The 17614-nt window shown below is 55.3% G+C and carries 17 protein-coding genes; 8 read left to right on the plus strand and 9 right to left on the minus strand.

The window, feature by feature from the left end:
- Positions 1-176: 176 nt before the first annotated feature.
- Complete coding sequence (locus C2E16_RS18795) at positions 177-2573, plus strand: glucose/quinate/shikimate family membrane-bound PQQ-dependent dehydrogenase (protein ID WP_038623806.1); 2397 nt, start codon at positions 177-179, stop codon at positions 2571-2573.
- A 43-nt stretch (positions 2574-2616) separates the two neighbouring features.
- Here C2E16_RS18795 and C2E16_RS18800 read toward each other — a convergent pair whose 3' ends face one another.
- From C2E16_RS18800 to C2E16_RS18830, 7 genes are all read right to left on the minus strand, one after another.
- Positions 2617-3834 carry an MFS transporter gene (locus tag C2E16_RS18800; protein WP_104951605.1) on the minus strand — a complete coding sequence of 406 codons (1218 nt, stop codon included), beginning with the start codon at positions 3832-3834 and terminating at the stop codon, positions 2617-2619.
- Positions 3835-3956: 122 nt separating this feature from the next.
- Positions 3957-4859 carry a LysR family transcriptional regulator gene (locus C2E16_RS18805; RefSeq protein WP_038623801.1) on the minus strand — a complete coding sequence of 301 codons (903 nt, stop codon included), beginning with the start codon at positions 4857-4859 and terminating at the stop codon, positions 3957-3959.
- A gap of 107 nt (positions 4860-4966) precedes the next feature.
- Positions 4967-5863 carry a manganese catalase family protein gene (locus C2E16_RS18810; protein WP_038623799.1) on the minus strand — a complete coding sequence of 299 codons (897 nt, stop codon included), beginning with the start codon at positions 5861-5863 and terminating at the stop codon, positions 4967-4969.
- Between the two features lie 73 nt (positions 5864-5936).
- On the minus strand, positions 5937-6443 hold the full coding sequence (locus C2E16_RS18815; protein ID WP_038623797.1) for a ferritin-like domain-containing protein: 507 nt from the start codon (positions 6441-6443) through the stop codon (positions 5937-5939).
- A 324-nt stretch (positions 6444-6767) separates the two neighbouring features.
- On the minus strand, positions 6768-6953 hold the full coding sequence (locus tag C2E16_RS18820; RefSeq protein WP_038623795.1) for a con-10 family general stress protein: 186 nt from the start codon (positions 6951-6953) through the stop codon (positions 6768-6770).
- A 325-nt stretch (positions 6954-7278) separates the two neighbouring features.
- Positions 7279-7635, minus strand: a complete 357-nt coding sequence (locus C2E16_RS18825) for a helix-turn-helix domain-containing protein (RefSeq protein WP_052133841.1) — start codon at positions 7633-7635, stop codon at positions 7279-7281.
- Complete coding sequence (locus C2E16_RS18830) at positions 7632-8240, minus strand: TetR family transcriptional regulator (protein ID WP_038623793.1); 609 nt, start codon at positions 8238-8240, stop codon at positions 7632-7634. The genes C2E16_RS18825 and C2E16_RS18830 overlap by 4 nt, the downstream gene beginning before the upstream one ends.
- Before the next feature lie 488 nt (positions 8241-8728).
- Here C2E16_RS18830 and C2E16_RS18835 point away from each other — a divergent pair, with 488 nt between their 5' ends.
- The 5 genes from C2E16_RS18835 (at position 8729) to C2E16_RS21270 (ending at position 13427) form a co-directional block, all read left to right on the plus strand.
- Positions 8729-9598 (plus strand): nucleoside-specific channel-forming protein Tsx, encoded by an 870-nt coding sequence (locus C2E16_RS18835; RefSeq protein ID WP_038623791.1) that lies wholly within the window; start codon positions 8729-8731, stop codon positions 9596-9598.
- A gap of 672 nt (positions 9599-10270) precedes the next feature.
- On the plus strand, positions 10271-11077 hold the full coding sequence (locus C2E16_RS18840) for a histidine phosphatase family protein (protein ID WP_084970125.1): 807 nt from the start codon (positions 10271-10273) through the stop codon (positions 11075-11077).
- 234 nt (positions 11078-11311) lie between these two features.
- On the plus strand, positions 11312-12625 hold the full coding sequence (locus C2E16_RS18845; RefSeq protein ID WP_084970126.1) for an OprD family outer membrane porin: 1314 nt from the start codon (positions 11312-11314) through the stop codon (positions 12623-12625).
- 29 nt (positions 12626-12654) lie between these two features.
- Positions 12655-13086 (plus strand): histidine phosphatase family protein, encoded by a 432-nt coding sequence (locus C2E16_RS21265; protein ID WP_257152237.1) that lies wholly within the window; start codon positions 12655-12657, stop codon positions 13084-13086.
- A gap of 20 nt (positions 13087-13106) precedes the next feature.
- On the plus strand, positions 13107-13427 hold the full coding sequence (locus C2E16_RS21270; RefSeq protein WP_257152238.1) for a histidine phosphatase family protein: 321 nt from the start codon (positions 13107-13109) through the stop codon (positions 13425-13427).
- A gap of 172 nt (positions 13428-13599) precedes the next feature.
- Here the strand turns inward: C2E16_RS21270 and C2E16_RS18855 are convergent, their stop codons facing one another.
- Positions 13600-14238 (minus strand): RpiB/LacA/LacB family sugar-phosphate isomerase, encoded by a 639-nt coding sequence (locus tag C2E16_RS18855; protein WP_084970127.1) that lies wholly within the window; start codon positions 14236-14238, stop codon positions 13600-13602.
- A 443-nt stretch (positions 14239-14681) separates the two neighbouring features.
- On the opposite strand from C2E16_RS18855, the gene C2E16_RS18860 reads away from it, so the two are divergent.
- Both C2E16_RS18860 and C2E16_RS18865 read left to right on the plus strand, forming a co-directional pair.
- A complete protein-coding gene (locus C2E16_RS18860; protein ID WP_084970128.1) occupies positions 14682-15848 on the plus strand; it encodes an oligogalacturonate lyase family protein in 1167 nt (388 codons plus the stop codon).
- 19 nt (positions 15849-15867) lie between these two features.
- On the plus strand, positions 15868-16191 hold the full coding sequence (locus C2E16_RS18865; protein ID WP_084970129.1) for a cupin domain-containing protein: 324 nt from the start codon (positions 15868-15870) through the stop codon (positions 16189-16191).
- An 89-nt stretch (positions 16192-16280) separates the two neighbouring features.
- On the opposite strand, the gene C2E16_RS18870 is transcribed toward C2E16_RS18865, so the two are convergent.
- Positions 16281-17606 carry a c-type cytochrome gene (locus C2E16_RS18870; protein WP_084970148.1) on the minus strand — a complete coding sequence of 442 codons (1326 nt, stop codon included), beginning with the start codon at positions 17604-17606 and terminating at the stop codon, positions 16281-16283.
- Positions 17607-17614: the final 8 nt, after the last annotated feature.

The raw sequence follows: 17614 nt of genomic DNA on the forward strand, positions 1-17614 counted from the left end.
CAAAAAAGTCAGAACTTGTAACGCATATTCATATAAAATTTAACGCATCAGGAACATTGCGCTTACAGGAAGAGCGATATCAGGAACACTGAATACCCGTACTTTATTTATCTGCTGGTATACAGCCAGGCTGGTTGTTTACTTAAGTTTATGGCAACACTCAAGAGGACTAAATTATGGGGAAAGACTCCTCATCTTCGCGCTTCATACGGTTTTTAACCGTCCTGTTCGCAGCACTTTGCGGCGCGTATCTGTTGGTTGGCGGCCTTTGGCTCTCAACCATAGGTGGTAGCTGGTACTACATCATCAGCGGCATCGCGATGCTGGTGACGGCATTTCTGCTGTACCGTCGCCACAGCGCCGCGCTGGTAGTTTATGCGCTGCTGCTGCTCGGCACCCTGGCCTGGGCAGTATGGGAAGTCGGCTTCGACTTCTGGGCGCTGGCGCCGCGTACCGACGTCTGGGTTATCTTTGGCATCTGGCTGCTTCTGCCGTTCGTCTACCGCGGCATTACCCACGGTCCTCGCGGCGGCAAAGCGGGCGCGTCCCTGATGGGCTTAAGCCTGGTGGTCAGCGTCATCGTGCTGGCCTGGGCGGTGTTCAACGATCCGCAGGAGATCAACGGCACGCTGCCGACCGCCGATCAGGCTGCGCCGGCTGCGGCTGACAGCGCGATTCCGCCGGGCGACTGGCCAGCCTATGGCCGCGATCAGGCGGGTACCCGTTACTCTCCGCTGAATCAGATCAATGAGAAAAACGTGAAGGACCTGCAAGTCGCATGGACCTTCCGCACTGGCGATCTGAAAACGCCGAACGATCCGGGTGAAATCACTAACGAAGTGACGCCGATTAAAGTCCGCGACACGCTTTATCTCTGCACCGCGCATCAGATTCTGTTCGCGCTGGATGCGGTAACCGGTAAAGAGAAATGGAAGTTCGACCCGGAGCTGAAGCCTAATCCAACCTTCCAGCACGTTACCTGCCGCGGCGTTTCTTATCATGAAACGCCTGCTGCCGCCGACGCGGGCAACGCGGCTCCGGCGCTCTGCGCACGCCGTATCATCCTACCGGTGAATGATGGTCGTCTGTTCGCGCTGGACGCGGAAACCGGCAAACGTTGCCCGGACTTCGCCAACAACGGCGAGCTGGATCTGCAGCACAAACAGCCGGTCACCACGCCGGGTGCCTATGAGCCAACGTCTCCGCCGATCATCACTGATAAAGTCATTGTGATTGCGGGCGCGGTAACCGATAACTACTCCACGCACGAACCGTCAGGCGTGATTCGCGGCTTTGACGTGAATACCGGCGCGCTGCTGTGGGTATTCGATCCGGGCGCGAAAGATCCAAACGCCATTCCGGCCGACGGTCAAAGCTTCGTGCCGAACTCGCCGAACTCCTGGGCGCCTGCGGTCTATGACGCCAAACTGGATATGGTTTATCTGCCGATGGGCGTCTCCACCCCGGATATCTGGGGCGGCAACCGTACGCCTGAGCAGGAGCGTTACGCCAGCAGCGTGCTGGCGCTGAACGCCACCACCGGTAAGCTGGTGTGGTCTTATCAGACCGTCCATCATGACCTGTGGGATATGGACCTGCCCTCTCAGCCGACGCTGGCTGACATTACCGATAAAGATGGCAATACCGTACCGGTGATCTACGCGCCGGCGAAAACCGGCAATATCTTCGTGCTGGATCGCCGTAACGGTAAGCTGGTAGTGCCTGCGCCGGAAACACCTGTGCCGCAGGGCCCGGCGGAAGGCGACCGCCTTTCTCCGACCCAGCCTTACTCTGAGCTGACCTTCCGTCCGAAGCAGAATCTTTCTGGCAAGGATATGTGGGGCGCCACCATGTTCGACCAGCTGGTGTGCCGCGTGATCTTCCATCGTCTGCGCTATGAAGGTCCGTTTACCCCGCCGTCTGAGCAGGGCACGCTGGTCTTCCCTGGCAACCTGGGTATGTTCGAGTGGGGCGGCATCGCCGTTGACACCAACCGTCAGATCGCTATCGCTAACCCTATGGCGCTGCCGTTTGTTTCCAAACTGGTGCCACGCGGTCCGGGCAACCCCATCCAGCCGGCGGAAGGCGCTTCTGGCGGCTCAGGCACTGAAACCGGCATTCAGCCGCAGTACGGCGTGCCGTTCGGCGTGGAGTTGAATCCGTTCCTGTCGCCGTTTGGCCTGCCGTGTAAACAGCCTGCCTGGGGTTATATCTCCGCGCTGGATCTGAAAACCAACGAAGTGGTCTGGAAGAAACGTATCGGCACCGTTCGCGACAGCGCGCCGGTTCCGCTGCCGTTCAAAATGGGCATGCCGATGCTGGGCGGCCCGGTAACGACGGCAGGTCACGTCTTCTTTATCGCCGCGACCGCTGACAACTACCTGCGCGCTTTCAGCACCAACACCGGTGAGAAGCTGTGGGAAGGTCGTCTGCCGGCCGGTGGTCAGGCAACGCCGATGACCTATGAAGCCAACGGTAAACAGTACGTGGTGATCGCCGCTGGCGGCCACGGTTCCTTCGGCACCAAGCTGGGCGATTACATCATCGCCTACGCCCTGCCGGATCAGAAATAAGCTGTTCCGCTGTAAACCAACCCCGGCCTGCGCCGGGGTTTTTTTATGCCTTTCGCCCTGCCCGCCGCATCTGATAATGGTTATAGAACGCGCCTGCCGCCATCACCGCGCAGGTGGCGAGAAACACCGATCGCATCCCAAACGCGCCGCCGACAAACCCGCCGAACAGCGGCCCGCTCACCTGCCCCACATATTGCGCGGAAGTGGAGAAGCCTAGCGCTTTGCCCGTCTGTCCGGCAGGCGCATGATGCCGGATCAGGCTGGCGATGCAGGGCAACAGTCCGCCTAACGCGACGCCCATACAGAAGCGCAGCGCCACCAGCTGCCAGGCGGAGGTGATAAACGCCTGCGGGATCAGCAACAGCGCGGCGACAGCCTGCCCCGCGATCAGCACGCGCCAGTGGCCGATGCGATCCGCCAGCCTTCCCAGCCAGGCGGCTGACAAAATACTCCCCAGCGCCGCCGCCGACATCGTGACGCCAGCCATCAGCGTCACCTGATGCGGTTGATGAACAAACTGCGCCACGTAGAGGGTAATAATCGGCTCCACGGACATATTGGCGAAGATCAGCAGCATGCCGGAAAGCAGCATAACCGGCAGCATTCCCTGGCGCAGGCTGAGCGCGGCGGTTTCTCTCTGTCGCTGCTGCGGCGCAGGACGCGGCGCCTCTTTCAGTAGCAGGCTGGTGGCGAGAAAGGCGAGAAAGATGACGCCGCCCGCCAGCCAGAAGGTAGCGCGAATGCCGATCAGCGGCGGCAGCAGGCCACCGATCAACGGCCCGACCACATTGCCCGCCATCACCCCAGACGAGAGCATTCCCAGCGCCCAGCCGGTATGAGCTTTCGGCGTCTGGGCGGCGATGAAAATGGTCGCGCCCGAAGCGTAGCCGCCGAGCAAGCCCGCCAGCAGCCGCAGCGCCACCAGCTGCCACGGCGCGCTGGCCATGCCGATTAACGACATGGCGATCGCCATGCCGAGGCTGGCGCGGATTAGCATCAGTTTGCGTCCGTAACGGTCCCCCAGGCGTCCCCATAATGGCGCGGTGAGCGCGGCAGTGAAAAAGGTGGCGCCGTAGGCGACGCCTGACCAGCGGGCGACAGCGGCAGGCTCGCTCACGCCCAGCTCCGCCACATAGAGCGGTAAAAAAGGCAACAGCAGCGTCATCGCGATAAGCGTCGTGAACGATCCCGCCATGCAGACCCATAAATTACGTCGCCAGTAGCGTTCCGGCTCCGCTTCCCCGTCCGATTGTTGCGTCATGGTTTTTTCTCCCGTCATTATCCGACCACCATGCTAACAAGCTATCGGCGTTAAGCGGCGCAGCGCGCCAGAAGTTCTCCAGCCGCACGCTTTTGTTTACGCCAGGAAACAATCGCCGTTATTCAGACTTCCGCTGCGGCCAGCGCCGTCCGTAACTTTTCACAGAACAGCGCCGTCAGCGCGCTGGCGGGTTCAGTGACGCCCGACACCAGGTAGCTGTGATAGCAGTCCATCCGCCAGCCGGACAGCAGACGCACCAGATGCCCCGCACGCTGTGCCGAACGGGTGATGTAGCAGGGAAGATAAGCGATGCCCGCGCCCGCGATAGCGGCGCTCAGCAACGCCTCACTGTTGTTGATGCGAAAACGGCTGTGCACGTCGATATGCAGCTTCTGTTTTCCCTGGCGAAACGGCAGGGAGAGCGTATGCGCCGGGCCGCGAAACAGCAGAAAGTCGTGACGCGGCAGCTGGTGCGGATGAATAAGCGGCTCGCGTGCGACCGGATAGTCCGGTGCCGCAAACAGTCCCCACTCCACCTGCGACAGCGCGTGACAGGCGGCGACCGGCGGAGGCGCCGGCCCGACCGTCACCGCCAGATCGTAGCGATCGCACTGCCAGTCAATTGATCGATCGGTCAGATCGAGATCGACCTGCACATGAATATGCCGCGCTACAAAAGCATTCAGCACCGGCAGGACAAACTGGCGACCAAAATTGACCGGCGCGATCAGCCGTAGATTGCCCGCGGGTTCCTGATGGTAGTCGCGGATAAAGGCGTCGGCGTTGTTCGCCTCCTGCAATGCCTTCGCGCAGAACTGATACCAGGCGCGCCCAACCTCGGTTACGGCAATGCGTCGGGTGGTGCGCTCCAGCAGTTTGACGCCAAGGCGGATCTCCAGCTGCGCAATCTCTTTACTGACGAAGGATTTTGACAGACCGAGGCTGTTCGCCGCTTCGGTAAAACTGTGGGTTTCCACCACGCGCGCGAATACCATCATCGCGGTGATATTTTCAATCGAATGCATGTAACGATCCCGTCAGAGCGTGACGGACAGAGTGGCAAAAAGAGGGGGTAAAAGCCAGCGTTCGGAGAGGGTGAAAAAGCGGGGCCGCCAGTCAGCGGCCCAGCGGATTATTTTTTCTTCTCTTTCTGCAACTCAGCAGGTACAGCCTGAGAGCCCAGCTCAGCGCCGGTCATCGGATTGACATCGGGGTTGGAGCTGGTGCGCAGCGCCATGCTTTCCAGATCGGCTTTTTCGCCTTTAGAGAGCATGACCGACGCCAGGCCGTCGCCGCCGTCAACCGCCGGCTGCGGATCTGCGACGTAATCGAAATTCTCGTCGGAGTTCCAGCTGCCGCGCACTTCACCGCCTTCAGACATATTGAAGTAGGTGTTGGCATACTGCTCGATCGGGGGCAATTTGCCCGGCGGGAAGTTATTGCGAATTGAATACAGGGCTTTTTCAAACGAAATCTGGTGCGCGACTTCACGCGTCATCAGGAAGCCCAGCGCATCTTTGACGCCCGGATCGTCCGTCAGGTTGATCAGACGCTCATAGATGATTTTCGCACGCGCTTCTGCGGCGATGTTAGAGCGCAGATCCGCCGTCACTTCACCAATGGTGTCGATGTAGGCTGCGGTCCACGGCACACCGGCAGAGTTCGTCAGCGGCGGCCCACCACCGTACAGCAGCGAGGTGATGTGGCTGTCGTTGCCGTTGCCGGTTAGGGAACGGTAAAGCTCAGCTTCCTTCTCGGTGCCTTCCGCCAGCGCGCCCTTAGCGCCTTTGTTCAGCATCCCTACCAGGGAACCGATGATTTCAAGATGGCTCAGCTCTTCCGTTGCGATATCCAGCAGCATATCTTTGCGGCCCGCATCATCTTCGCCAAGACCCTGGGTAAAATAACGGCAGGCGGCAGCCAATTCCCCTTGCGGTCCACCAAACTGCTCAAGCAGCAGGTTCGCCAGCCCAGGGTTAGGCTCAGCCACACGTACCGTGTACTGCAACTGTTTGACGTGTCTAAACATTGCTCACTCCTCTGTTAGGGTTGCCAACCGTGGCAACCCCGATAACAGTGAAACGCCATTGCTGGCTTTGGTTTTATTTTTTTGCTTCTGTGTCCGGCTGCGCCGAACGCACCATAAACTGTTCAGTAACGTCTGGCAGGTGGGTCAGCGCCCAGTCAGCCATCGCTTTTTCCTGTTCGCGGATCTGCTCAAATACGCGTGCGCCTTCGTGGTCGCCCGCCAGTTCAGCGGCAGCGATCAGGGAGGTATAACAGGCGATTTCAAACTGTTCGAAGACATAGCCGCTAATGGCGCCTTTCACCACTTCGTCAGAAGCGAACATGCCGCCGACAGCCTGGCCCATCGCCGCCACTTTACCCATCATGTCTTTCATGGTGGAGTTAGAGGTGTCCTGACGATCGATAACCTGTTGCAGCATCTGCTGCTGTTGACGCGTTTCTTCGATATGTTGTTGCAGACGAGATTTCAGATCCGGGTAATGTTCCAGACGTGCGGACATTTTTTCCAGCATCTCTTCCGCTTGTTTTTCCATTGCATGCGCGTCGCGCAGCCAGCTGAGATAGTTTTCCTGATAAGTCATATTTTCACCTCGTGATAAGTGACCCAGAAAATAAGCCTGACGTAATAAATAGACGCAACGCCAGAATTATCTCTTTTGCATTATTCATCGATAATTAGCAGATAAAGTTTATAATCAAAACTTAAAAAGCGTAGGCAGCGAAACAGTAAATAACAACCCCAACGGCAAAAAAATTTGAGTTATCATTTTGTTAACAAAGATTAAAATAAGAATAAACTGAATAGCGTTAGAGAAAGGAAACCTGGATCAAAAATAATAAACCCCCGGCACGCTTAGAAAAACATGCCAGGGGTTAATAAACAGAATTAGCAAGCAAACTAATTATTAGCTGCCTGACGGACGACCGCCGCCGTGGCTGTTCTGCCCACCTTTTTTACCTGCTTCGGATGCTTTTTCGCGGTCGTTTTTAAAGTTACCGCCACTGTTCTGGCCGCCTTTTTTACCGGCTTCAGAAGCTTTTTCACGGTCTTCAGCGAAATTACCAGGATTGCCACGATGTTGTTCAGCCATCTATTCCTCCTCGTTATTCCAAAATAATATCCTTATCCAGTACGCTTGTAATGGAGAAGAATATTTGCGACTTCGGGTATAAATTTAGTCGACGGACAGGAGAAAGCAAATTGCTAACGCAGCGGCAATAAGCTTTTGATATGACAGCAAACATCATGAAATAACAGGTTTTTTGAAAGATTTAATTACAATCAGACGTAAAAAACCAATAAAACCGCCACCGGTAAATAAGCGAAGCGGCAAATGCGTTTTTTTGCCAGTATGGCTATTCAGGACGTATGCGGAAGACACAATAGCGGCAGCGCTTTACCGTGAAAGTAAAAAGCTATTGCCGACATTTCTGGCGGAATTCGCCTGGCGTCATGCCGTAGTGGCGAACGAAGGTTTTGTGGAAGGTGTCATGTGAAGAAAAACCGTGCTGTACCGCAACGTATTCGATAGTGACGTTATCTTCCACCAGCATTCGCGCTGAAGCGACCAGACGCTTTTCCCGGCAAAAAGCGGCCAGCGTTTTGCCGGTTACCGCATGAAAATAGCGCTGTAAATACCATTTGGAGTAGCCGGTTTTTTCCGCGCAATCGTCCACCGTAATACGCCGATGCGGATTGCTTTCAATCCAGCGCATCAGCTCACGGATAACGCCATAGGTAAAGACTTTTTCACTTGCTGCGCTTACGTTCATGTTAACTCCCTTTGCGATACGCCCATCACCGGTTGCAGCTCCAGCCGGATGATATGAAGCAGGTTGTTGCGCAGCACATCTTCCCGATCGTTAAGCACGCCGTGCATATCCAGCGCATCCTGTCCCAGCGTCAGGCCGATCAGCCGCCATGCCGTGGCTGACGGCGTATCGTGACAGCGCAGCAGGTTTTGCTGGATGCCGCGCGTAATCGCGTCGCTGACGGTGTTGTGCCAAAGATTAAGCGCGTAGACGAAGATGTCATGCAGCGCTTTATCCTGCTGGGAAACGACGGAGACTTCGCGCCACAGTTCCGTTTCATGCTGTGCTTTATCCGGCTCGTATAGCAGCGCCAGCACCGCGTCAATACCGCTCAACGCTTCGCTGGCGGCCTGATGCACAGCCACGGTTTCATTAACAATGACAAGAAAAGCTTCGCATTTTAGCTGGTTGAGCGAGGCGAAATGGCGGTTGATATGCCCAATGGCCGCGCCGCTCTCTTTGGCGATTTTGCGGGCGGTAACGGCGGTATAACCTTCTTTCCTGATTAACTTTTTTGCGGCGGCAATCAGAAGATCCGCGCGTGCGTCCGCTTTTAAATAGCCCATCCTTTTGCCTCGCCTGATTTAACCGGCCCACATTCTGCCTTTTTTTGAACATCCGTTCAATATTATTCTGAACAGATGTTCAAAACTTTCCGTCAAGCGGCTGATAAGCATTATGTCGAGTTGTAATCTGAAACTATCTGCTGCTCTTGATGACAGTCAAAACCGAAGTTGTAGCTAATCGTTTGCGCAGCATGCGAAACCGATTGCCTATCGTTCTAAACCATCTTTGTGACGTTAATTTTACCCTTTGTGTCATTGTTCGTGATCTGAGTCACAAAATGATTGAATCGAAATGAAACAAACTTTGACAAACGTGAGCAATATCTATTTTCTATCGGCAGGATAGAGGCACCCTATGCGGGCTGCCCCGGCGTACCTGTACGCCTCCCCCGGAGCGGCATACAACAATACCTTCCCGTCCAGCAGTGGACACTGATTCGCGGCCCTTCTCTGGCTCAGCAGAGAGGCCTTTAAGCATGTGGTAAACCATGAAAAATAAAATGTTGGTGGCTGGCGCGCTGTTGGCTGCGTCATATAGCATCTCTTCTCAGGCGGAAACTGGCGCGCCTACCTATGTGTCAGACTGGTGGCATCAGAGCGTTAACGTGGTGGGAAGCAACCACACCCGTTTCGGGCCGCACCTGAACAACGATGTTTATCTGGAATATGAAGCCTTCGCCCATAAAGACTGGTTCGATTTCTACGGCTACGTGGATATTCCGAACTTCTTCGGCGCGGCGAACAGCTATCAGCAGGGTATCTGGGACAACGGCTCGCCGCTGTTTATGGAGATTGAACCGCGCTTTTCTATCGACAAGCTGACCGGCACCGACCTGAGTTTCGGCCCGTTTAAAGAGTGGTACTTCGCCAACAACTATGTCTATGACATGGGCCGCGACCATAACAACCGCCAGAACACCTGGTATATGGGCCTGGGCACCGATATCGATACCCACACCAAAATGTCGCTGGCGCTGAACATTTATGCCAAATACCAGTGGGAAAACTACGGCGCGGCGAACGAAAACAGCTGGGACGGCTATCGCTTCAAGGTAAAATATTTCCTGCCGTTGACTACCTTGTGGGGCGGCAACCTGAGCTATATCGGCTTCACCAACTTTGACTGGGGTTCCGATCTGGCGGATAAAACGCCAGGTTCTTTCCGTTCCAGCAACTCTATCGCCTCCAGCCATATCCTGGCGCTGGGCTACGATCACTGGCACTACTCGGTGGTGGCGCGTTATTTCCATAACGGCGGCCAGTGGGCCGACGGCGCCAACCTGAACTTCGGCGACGGCCCGTTTGAAGTGAAATCTACCGGCTGGGGTTACTATCTGGTAGTGGGTTATAATTTCTGACGTATTTTCTGGCGGGGCGGAAATAATGCCCCGTTTTCCTTCCTGAATGAATTGGCTTATTAACGATTCCCTTTCCATTAAAGCGTTACTTTTTACTATTATTTATCCTTATATTTATTCCGACAGGCTTACGGTAAAGCGATAATCACGATTTACTTTCATTCCGTCTGTCTTATGAGGGAAATCACAAATTCAATAAATAACCGGCGCTGGCTATTTATTTTTTTAACAGCCGTGCTAGCGTAGCAGCTCAAAGGATTGCTACTGTATTTACAGGCAAAACCTGCGTTTCTGAACAAGCACGGCGACAGTGATTCTCGCTGCGTGGTCATTCAGTTACGCAGGTTTTTTTTTGCCTCATGAATGGCATAAAAGTTTGCTCTTTTTTTATTGCCGTTTTTCTTATTGCTAACTGTGCAGCAGAGGAATTATTCATTATAAGGAGGATGACAAGCCGGCCAAATAATTCACGAGTTCTGTTTATGTTTAACAAGACCTTCCTGGCGTAATTATTCTGCGGCTGATGACTGTTATTTACAGGAAAAAAACCGCGGTCCTGATTAATTGCGCCAGCGGAATGCACTCTTTTAATGCTTTTAGGGACGCGGTGCTTTTTATCCCTCTCGCCTGCCGCTTACTACGCGTCGGCGATAAAAACATAAGGAATATCACATGAAAAAATGGCTTGTTACGCTAACTCTGCTTCTGGCGTGTGGCTCAGCATGGAGTATCGAAAAACCGGTTAATGCGGGTGCGAAACAGGATAAGCCTGTTACGCTCTGGTTTGTACGTCATGGTAAAACGCTGCTGAACACGCTGGATCGCGTTCAGGGTTGGGCCGACTCCCCATTAACCGACGAGGGAAAACAGGTGGCGCGCTATCTTGGCGCAGGATTAAAGTCTGTCCCCTTTGGGGGTTTTTATACCAGCGATGCCGGACGTCAGCGTGAAACCATGCAGATTATTTTGCAGCAGACAGGAAGAGAAGCGGTTCGTCCAACTGAATTAACCGGCCTGCGTGAAGTTTTCTTCGGTAGCTTTGAGGGTAGCTTTAATAAAGAGATGGCCGCCGCCGCTGCCGCTCAACTGGGCCTGCCGAATGCACAGGCGCTGTTTGCCGGAATGAAAGCAGGCACGTTGTCCGTTGAGCGCAGTATCAACGCGATAGCTGCCGCCGATCCCGCCGGGCAGGCAGAAAACTATCAGCAGGTGAAGGCGCGTACCCAGGCTGCGCTGCGGACAATCATCGATAATGCGTTGCGCGAAAAACAAAGCAATGTGCTGATCATTTCTTCCGGCTCAGCCATCCAGATTATGATTTCTGATCTGACTACCGATCCGGAAAAAAATAAACCGCTGGCAAACTCCGCCGTTGTAAAAATCGTTTATCAGAATGGGAAATTAACCGTTACCGAGCTCGGTAATATGTCCTATATCGATGCAGGAAAAAAGCTGCTGGCACAACAGCCGCAAGCCTGATTCGCAGCCGCAGGCTGGTTACGCAGGCTCATTTTAAATCATTAGGTTATTGCGGCATTAATAAATTCATCCGTTAGTTAAATCACTAAACGTTTTAATGACCCTGCGCGCCCGCTTTTATTTTCCGGGCGGCGGCCTGCCGCCTTATTACAGGGGATATCAAAATTACAGGAAATACCCCAATCACAGGGAATATACCTACTACAAGAAACGCCAACATTACAGGGAATAGCAATGAAAAAGAAAATAGCCATTATTATAACTGCCGGATTATTACCTTGCCTGTCGTGGGCAGAAGGCCGCACCGATAATATTGCGGCAATACCTTTAATTAGCGACAGCTCACTTGATGTTTCATTACGTAATTACTGGAAATACCTGAAAGAAGATGCTGCTAATCCCAAAACCGTCCACGCCGCCTGGGGGCAAGGAGTGGCGCTGGATTATACGTCAGGCTATTTTGCCGATTTGATAGGTTTCAACCTCTCTTACTATGGCGCGATAAAACTGGGCGCCAGCGATCGCTTTGATTCACGCGGCATTCTGTATAATGCAGGCCACGGCAATACTAAAGGCGACGCGCAGGGCTTCAGCAAACTGGGACAGCGCTACGTTAAACTGAAGCTGGGTAACGAGACGCTGAAAGGCGAACTGCATGGCGGCTGGGAGATGCTGCCAAATTTCGGCATTATCGGCACGTCGTGGCGCCTCTCACCGATCACCTATCTTGGCTGGAACGGTGTCGCCGCGTTCAATGATACACAGCTACGCATTGCCTGGATCAGTCGCTCTCTTGACCGCAGCTCGCCGGAACAGACCCATTTCAAAACTAACGACAACCGGAATATCGATCATATCGTCACTGGCGATATCACCTACCAACACGACAGTCTGAAGCTGCAATACGGTGCAGGCGAAAGCGATGGCTACCTGCGTCGGCAACATCTCTTCTTTAGCGACGCCGTCACGCCACGCCTTTCCATCGGCAGCCAGATTTACCTTACCCAGGCGCTGGACGCTTATCGCGCTATGCCTGCACAGCGACGCGATTTCGATCGCTACGCCCGTCACTACGCGCTGGAAATGACCTGGCAAGAAAACGGTTTCCGCTCTCGCTGGGGGCTGGGCTATACCCGCGCGGCGAAAGAAAACAGCGTTGGTTTTTATCCCCGCCATATGAGCCGCCTCTCCTTCGGTAATTTTATCTCTCTGGCTTCTGCCGGTGATGATTACCTGCGCGATAAAGAGTTGATGCTGGCGACCATGACTGATTACCAGTTCACGCCTGAACTGCTGGCTGGCGTAGCGGCCAACGCCGGTACGTTCCGCTATCGCGGCCTGAATGTGAAGACCGGCGAAGTCAATCTTTATGGCCGCTGGACGCCCTCCTCTCCAGATCTGAAAAATCTTAGCGTCTGGGTGATGTTCGGTCCGGGTTGGTCTTATAAAAATGTTAAACGCACACCGATATTGCACCACGGAGACTACAACCACTCCCACTTTCTGGCAGGCGAAATCATTATCGATTATCGCTTTAAGCTGCTGTGATGCTTTATCGGTTTAACGGGAGTAAAACGATGAAAAGATGGATTGGGATTATCGCGCTATGTTTAACCTGTAGCGTCAGCGCAGCAGCGCCAGCGGTGGACGACACCGTTACCGTCTGGTTCGCCCGCCACGGCAAAACCTGGCTCAATATGCTGGATCGCGTGCAGGGCTGGGCGGATACGCCACTGACGAAAGAGGGCGTAGAGACGGCACGCTACCTGGCGGAAGGCTTAAAGCCTGTTCCCTTTGACAGCTACTATTGTGGCGATGCGGGCCGTCAGCGGGAAACGATGCAAATTATTCGAGCCGTCCGCGCTGATTCATCAGTGCCGACCATTGAGATGCAGGCGCTGCGCGAGGTCTTTTTCGGTGGTTTCGAAGGGCTGCCAAATCATGAAATGATCGGGGCGGTGGCGAAAAAAAAGGGTTGTCCGCGCCCGATGAGGTATTTAACGAAATAAAACAGGGCAGGCTGACGCTCGTGGGTTATCTGGATGAGATTGCAGACGTTGACTCGTATCATCTGGCTGAGCGTGCCGGTCATGTAAAAACACGAATGCAGTCTGCGCTGCATGCCATAATCGACAAAGCGCACGCGCGTGGTGACAAGAATGTGCTGGTAGTCTCATCAGGAGCGGCGATTCTAATGATGATTGCCGATCTGACCGATGACGCACGTAAAAATCAGCCGTTGGAAAATGCCGCCGTGGTGAAGCTGGTTTACCAAAAAGGTGCGCTGAAGGTCACGGAAATCAACGATATGCACTACGTCAACGACGGTAAGGCCCGGCTGGCGCCGTAAAGCGAAGCCAGCGCCCGCTGTCGGCAAGCTCCGAAAGCGGGCGGCATGGCCCGGCAGGTAAAACACCCCGCGCTACAGACGGCGCAGGCTGGCATAAAGCCGTTTTTGCAGCCCGACGATCTCGCCGCCGGGCTGCGTCAGGCCAGGACGGGCTGGCCTGAAACATGCGTTACTAGCCCAGCACCTCACGCACAAAGGCTTCGATCTCTTTATCCTGACAGTTTTCAAAGAAGCACTGCTGGAAACGCTGGCCGCTGACGGCGGTTTTTACCAGCTCAGGATCGATGGCGCGCAGCGTATCCAGATAGTTATCTTTCACGACCGCCGCTTTGACCTGGTTAAGAATGCCAGCGTTGCGCACCTGAGGCTCTTTACGCTCCGGCGGATAGCCCTGACCTTTCTCGCCGCTGAACGCTTTTTCAAAGATAAAGCGCAGATTCAGCTCGGCGCCCCAGCCAAAACCTTTTGCAAACGGCAGCGCCAGCGCATTGCCGTTATTGATCTGGGCGAACAGATAGGCGTCCGCCGGATCGATGCAGTAGCCGCAGGCCACGCCGGGATGAATATTCAGTGACATCAGCGCACCCTGGCCGGTGCCGCAGCCGGCGATAACGAAATCCACCGCTTTCGAATTCAGCAAAATGCTGGCCATGATCCCCAGATGAATATAGGTCAGATGGTGATCCTGCTCATCGCTCATGCCCACGTTAAACACCGGATAGTCCAGCCCGTTCGCTACCTGTTGCAGCTCTTTCAGCACAATGGCGTTTTTCGCCGCCTGGCTGTTTTCCATCATTAACGCGATTTTCATCGTTTATCCTCTTATTACATGGCGTTTATCAGGCGTGTAATGTCGGCTTCCGCTTTCCGGCCGCGTTTCCGCAGCCCGTTTGTTTGCAGCTCACCGCACCGTTCCGCCGCCTCGCCTGCGGTTGTTGTTCAAAGGAGGTTTAACGCGCCGCCAGGGCATACGTCAATACAATTATGAAACACTGTTTCATATTTTAGAATCTGACGTTCCTTATAGATACCGCGCGGACATATTACTGTGACAGTTTTCACATTTTCCCGGCAGAACGCCTTTTTAAACTGCATTTTGCGAGGCGCATTCCATTTGCGGCACAGGGAAAAAATTGTGTGATCCTTCCTGCATTTTCACTCTGCGCCGCTCGGCAAGCCCCTCGAACGGGGTATGATTTTGTAATCTGAAACACCGTTTCAATTTAAATCAAACTCTGGCGTGAGGAAAACGTTATGGCGAAAGGAAACCGTGTACATTTGCCTTTTCATCATTTTACCGATGAAAAGACCGGTGCCGAAATGGTGCGATTAACGCCGCCTGAGGTGTTATGTCATCGCAACTATTTTTATCAGAAGTGCTTTTTCAACGATGGCAGCAAGCTGCTGTTCGCGGGCGAGTTTGACGGCAACCGTAACTATTACCTGCTCGATTTACAAGAACAGCAGGCAACGCAGTTGACGGAAGGCGCGGGCGATAATACGTTTGGCGGCTTCCTCTCGCCGGACGATCGATTTCTGTTCTATGTGAAAAACGAACGCCAGTTGCGCTGCGTCGATTTGCAGACTCTGGAAGAACGCGTCGTCTATACCGTGCCGGAAGCATGGGTCGGCTACGGCACATGGGTCGCCAACAGCGACTGCACCAGGCTGGTCGGCATCGAAATTGACCGCCAGGGCTGGGAGCCGCTCAGCGACTGGCAGGTATTTAAGACCTTCTTTGAAAAGAAACCGCACTGCCGTCTGCTGCGGGTCGATCTGCAAACCGGCGAGGCGCAGACCATCCTTGAACAGCGTCTGTGGCTGGGACATCCCATCTACCGTCCGTTTGACGACCATACCGTCGCCTTCTGCCACGAAGGTCCGCACGATCGCGTCGACGCGCGCATGTGGCTGATCGATGAAGACGGCGCCAATATGCGCAAAGTCAAAGATCATGCCGAGGGTGAAAGCTGCACCCATGAATTCTGGGTGCCGGACGGATCGGCGCTGATCTATGTCTCCTACCACAAGGCGCGAGCCGATCGCGAGATCTGCCGCTTCGATCCGGTCACCGGCCATAATGAGGTGCTGATGACCATGCCAGCCTGTTCTCACCTGATGAGCAACCAGAACGGCACGCTGCTGGTAGGCGACGGCTCCGGCACGCCGGTGGATGTGCAGGATACCAAAGGCTATACCATCGACAACGATCCGATGCTGTGGCTGTTTGACGTGGCGACGCGCCAGCATCGCCCGCTGGCGGCGCATAACAGCTCCTGGCGCGTGCTGGACGGCGACCGTCAGGTCACGCATCCGCATCCGTCATTTACGCCGGACGAAAAACAGGTGCTGTTCACCACAGACTATGAAGGCCAGCCAGCGCTCTATCTGGCAACCATCAAAGATAACTTTTTCAGCTAACAGCAGGACGAATAAGCGCATGTTTACTTTCAGAGAACAAACCCAGGTCGAGCTGGCAGGCGAAGGCGTTACGCGGCGCATTCTGGCGCACGGCGGCGGTATGATGGCGGTCGAAGTGACCTTTGAGAAAGACGCGGTCGGCCCGCTGCACCATCATCCGCACGAGCAGCTGACCTACGTGTTGTCGGGGCGCTTCGCCTTTACCATCGATGGCGAAACCCATGAGGTCGGCCCTGGCGACACGCTGTATAAGAAACCCAACGTGGTGCACGGCTGCGTCTGCCTGGAGGCGGGTGTGCTGCTGGATACCTTTACGCCGCAGCGCGAAGATTTTCTTTCCTGAAAATAACGCGGCGGCGGACGCCCTCTCAGACGCCCGCCGCCGTTTTTTATTGCCGCCTCACACGTCAGGCGGCGCGTCTACCGCGTCGATTAATGTTCGGCCTGCGGCAGTTTTTCGATATCCACGTCGCCCTGCTGCTGCGCCACGAAGGTCTCTTTGCGCACGTCGGCGACATCGGCCGCCGTGACCGGCTTCTCGCCTTTATTGCCCCAGCTGGTGCGGATAAAGTTCACGACGTCCGCTACCTGATGGTCGTCCAGACGCCAGCCGAAGCCCGGCATCACCACGGTAGTCGGCGCGTTCTTCACGCCCGGCAGCGTACTGCCGGTCAGCACGATATGGATCAGCGAGGTCGGATCGTCCGCCAGCACCACCGGGTTGCCGCGCAGCGCCGGGAAGAAGCGCTTGTAGCCGCGTCCGTCGGTGCGGTGACAGGCGGCGCAGCTGTCAACATACTGCGCCGCGCCCGCTTTGCTGTCGTCGCCTTTCCACAGCGCCTGCGCCACGGCGTCGTCAGGCTGGAAGCCCGTCTGCGACGGGTCCTTCGCGCCCAGCGATTTCAGGTAGCGCGCGATCGCCCGGATATCCTTATCGTCGAGATATTGCAGGCTATGCTCCACCACCTCCGTCATGCCGCCAAAGGCCGCCGTATCGTCGTTGCGGCCGGTGCTGAGGAATTGCGCCAGATCGTCTTCGCTCCAGCGCCCCAGCCCGTCGCGGTTATCGCCGCGCAGGTTGCTGGCTGTCCAACCGTCGATGGGCGCGTTGCTGCCGGAGAGATAATCGCCGCCCTTCTCATCGCTCAGCGCTTTCTCCTGCATAGTGAAGCTGCGCGGCGTATGGCAGGCGCCGCAGTGCCCTAAGCCTTCCACCAGGTAGCGTCCGCGCGCCAGGTCCGCGTCTTCGCCGCTTTTCGGCTGGAACGCCTTCACGTCCGGCGCGAAAATGCCGCGCCAGATCGCCAGCGGCCAGCGCATGGAGAGCGGCCAGGGAATGTCGCTCTCTTTATTCTGCTGCGCCACCGGCGCCACGCCGTGCATAAAGTAAGCGTAAAGCGCCTGCATATCCTCGTCGCTGACCACGGCGTAAGAGGGATAAGGCATCGCCGGATAGAGCGTATCGCCGTTTTTCGCTACGCCATGACGCACTGCCTTCTGGAAGTCGTCATAGCTGTAGCTGCCGATGCCGGTCTCTTTATCCGGGGTGATATTAGTGGAATAGATGGTGCCGATCGGGGTTGCCATCGCCAGCCCGCCGGCAAAGGGTTTACCCTCTTTGCTGGTGTGGCAGGCGACGCAGTCTCCCGCGCGCGCCAGATATTCGCCGCGTTTGATCAGATCGCCGGCCTGGTCGTCGGCCGCCATCGCGCCAGAGGCTGTAGCCAGCAGGCACAGCGCCAGTAATGCGTTTTTCATCGCCATCA

The sequence above is a fragment of the Mixta calida genome (genome assembly GCF_002953215.1).
GTDB classification, from domain to species: domain Bacteria; phylum Pseudomonadota; class Gammaproteobacteria; order Enterobacterales; family Enterobacteriaceae; genus Mixta; species Mixta calida.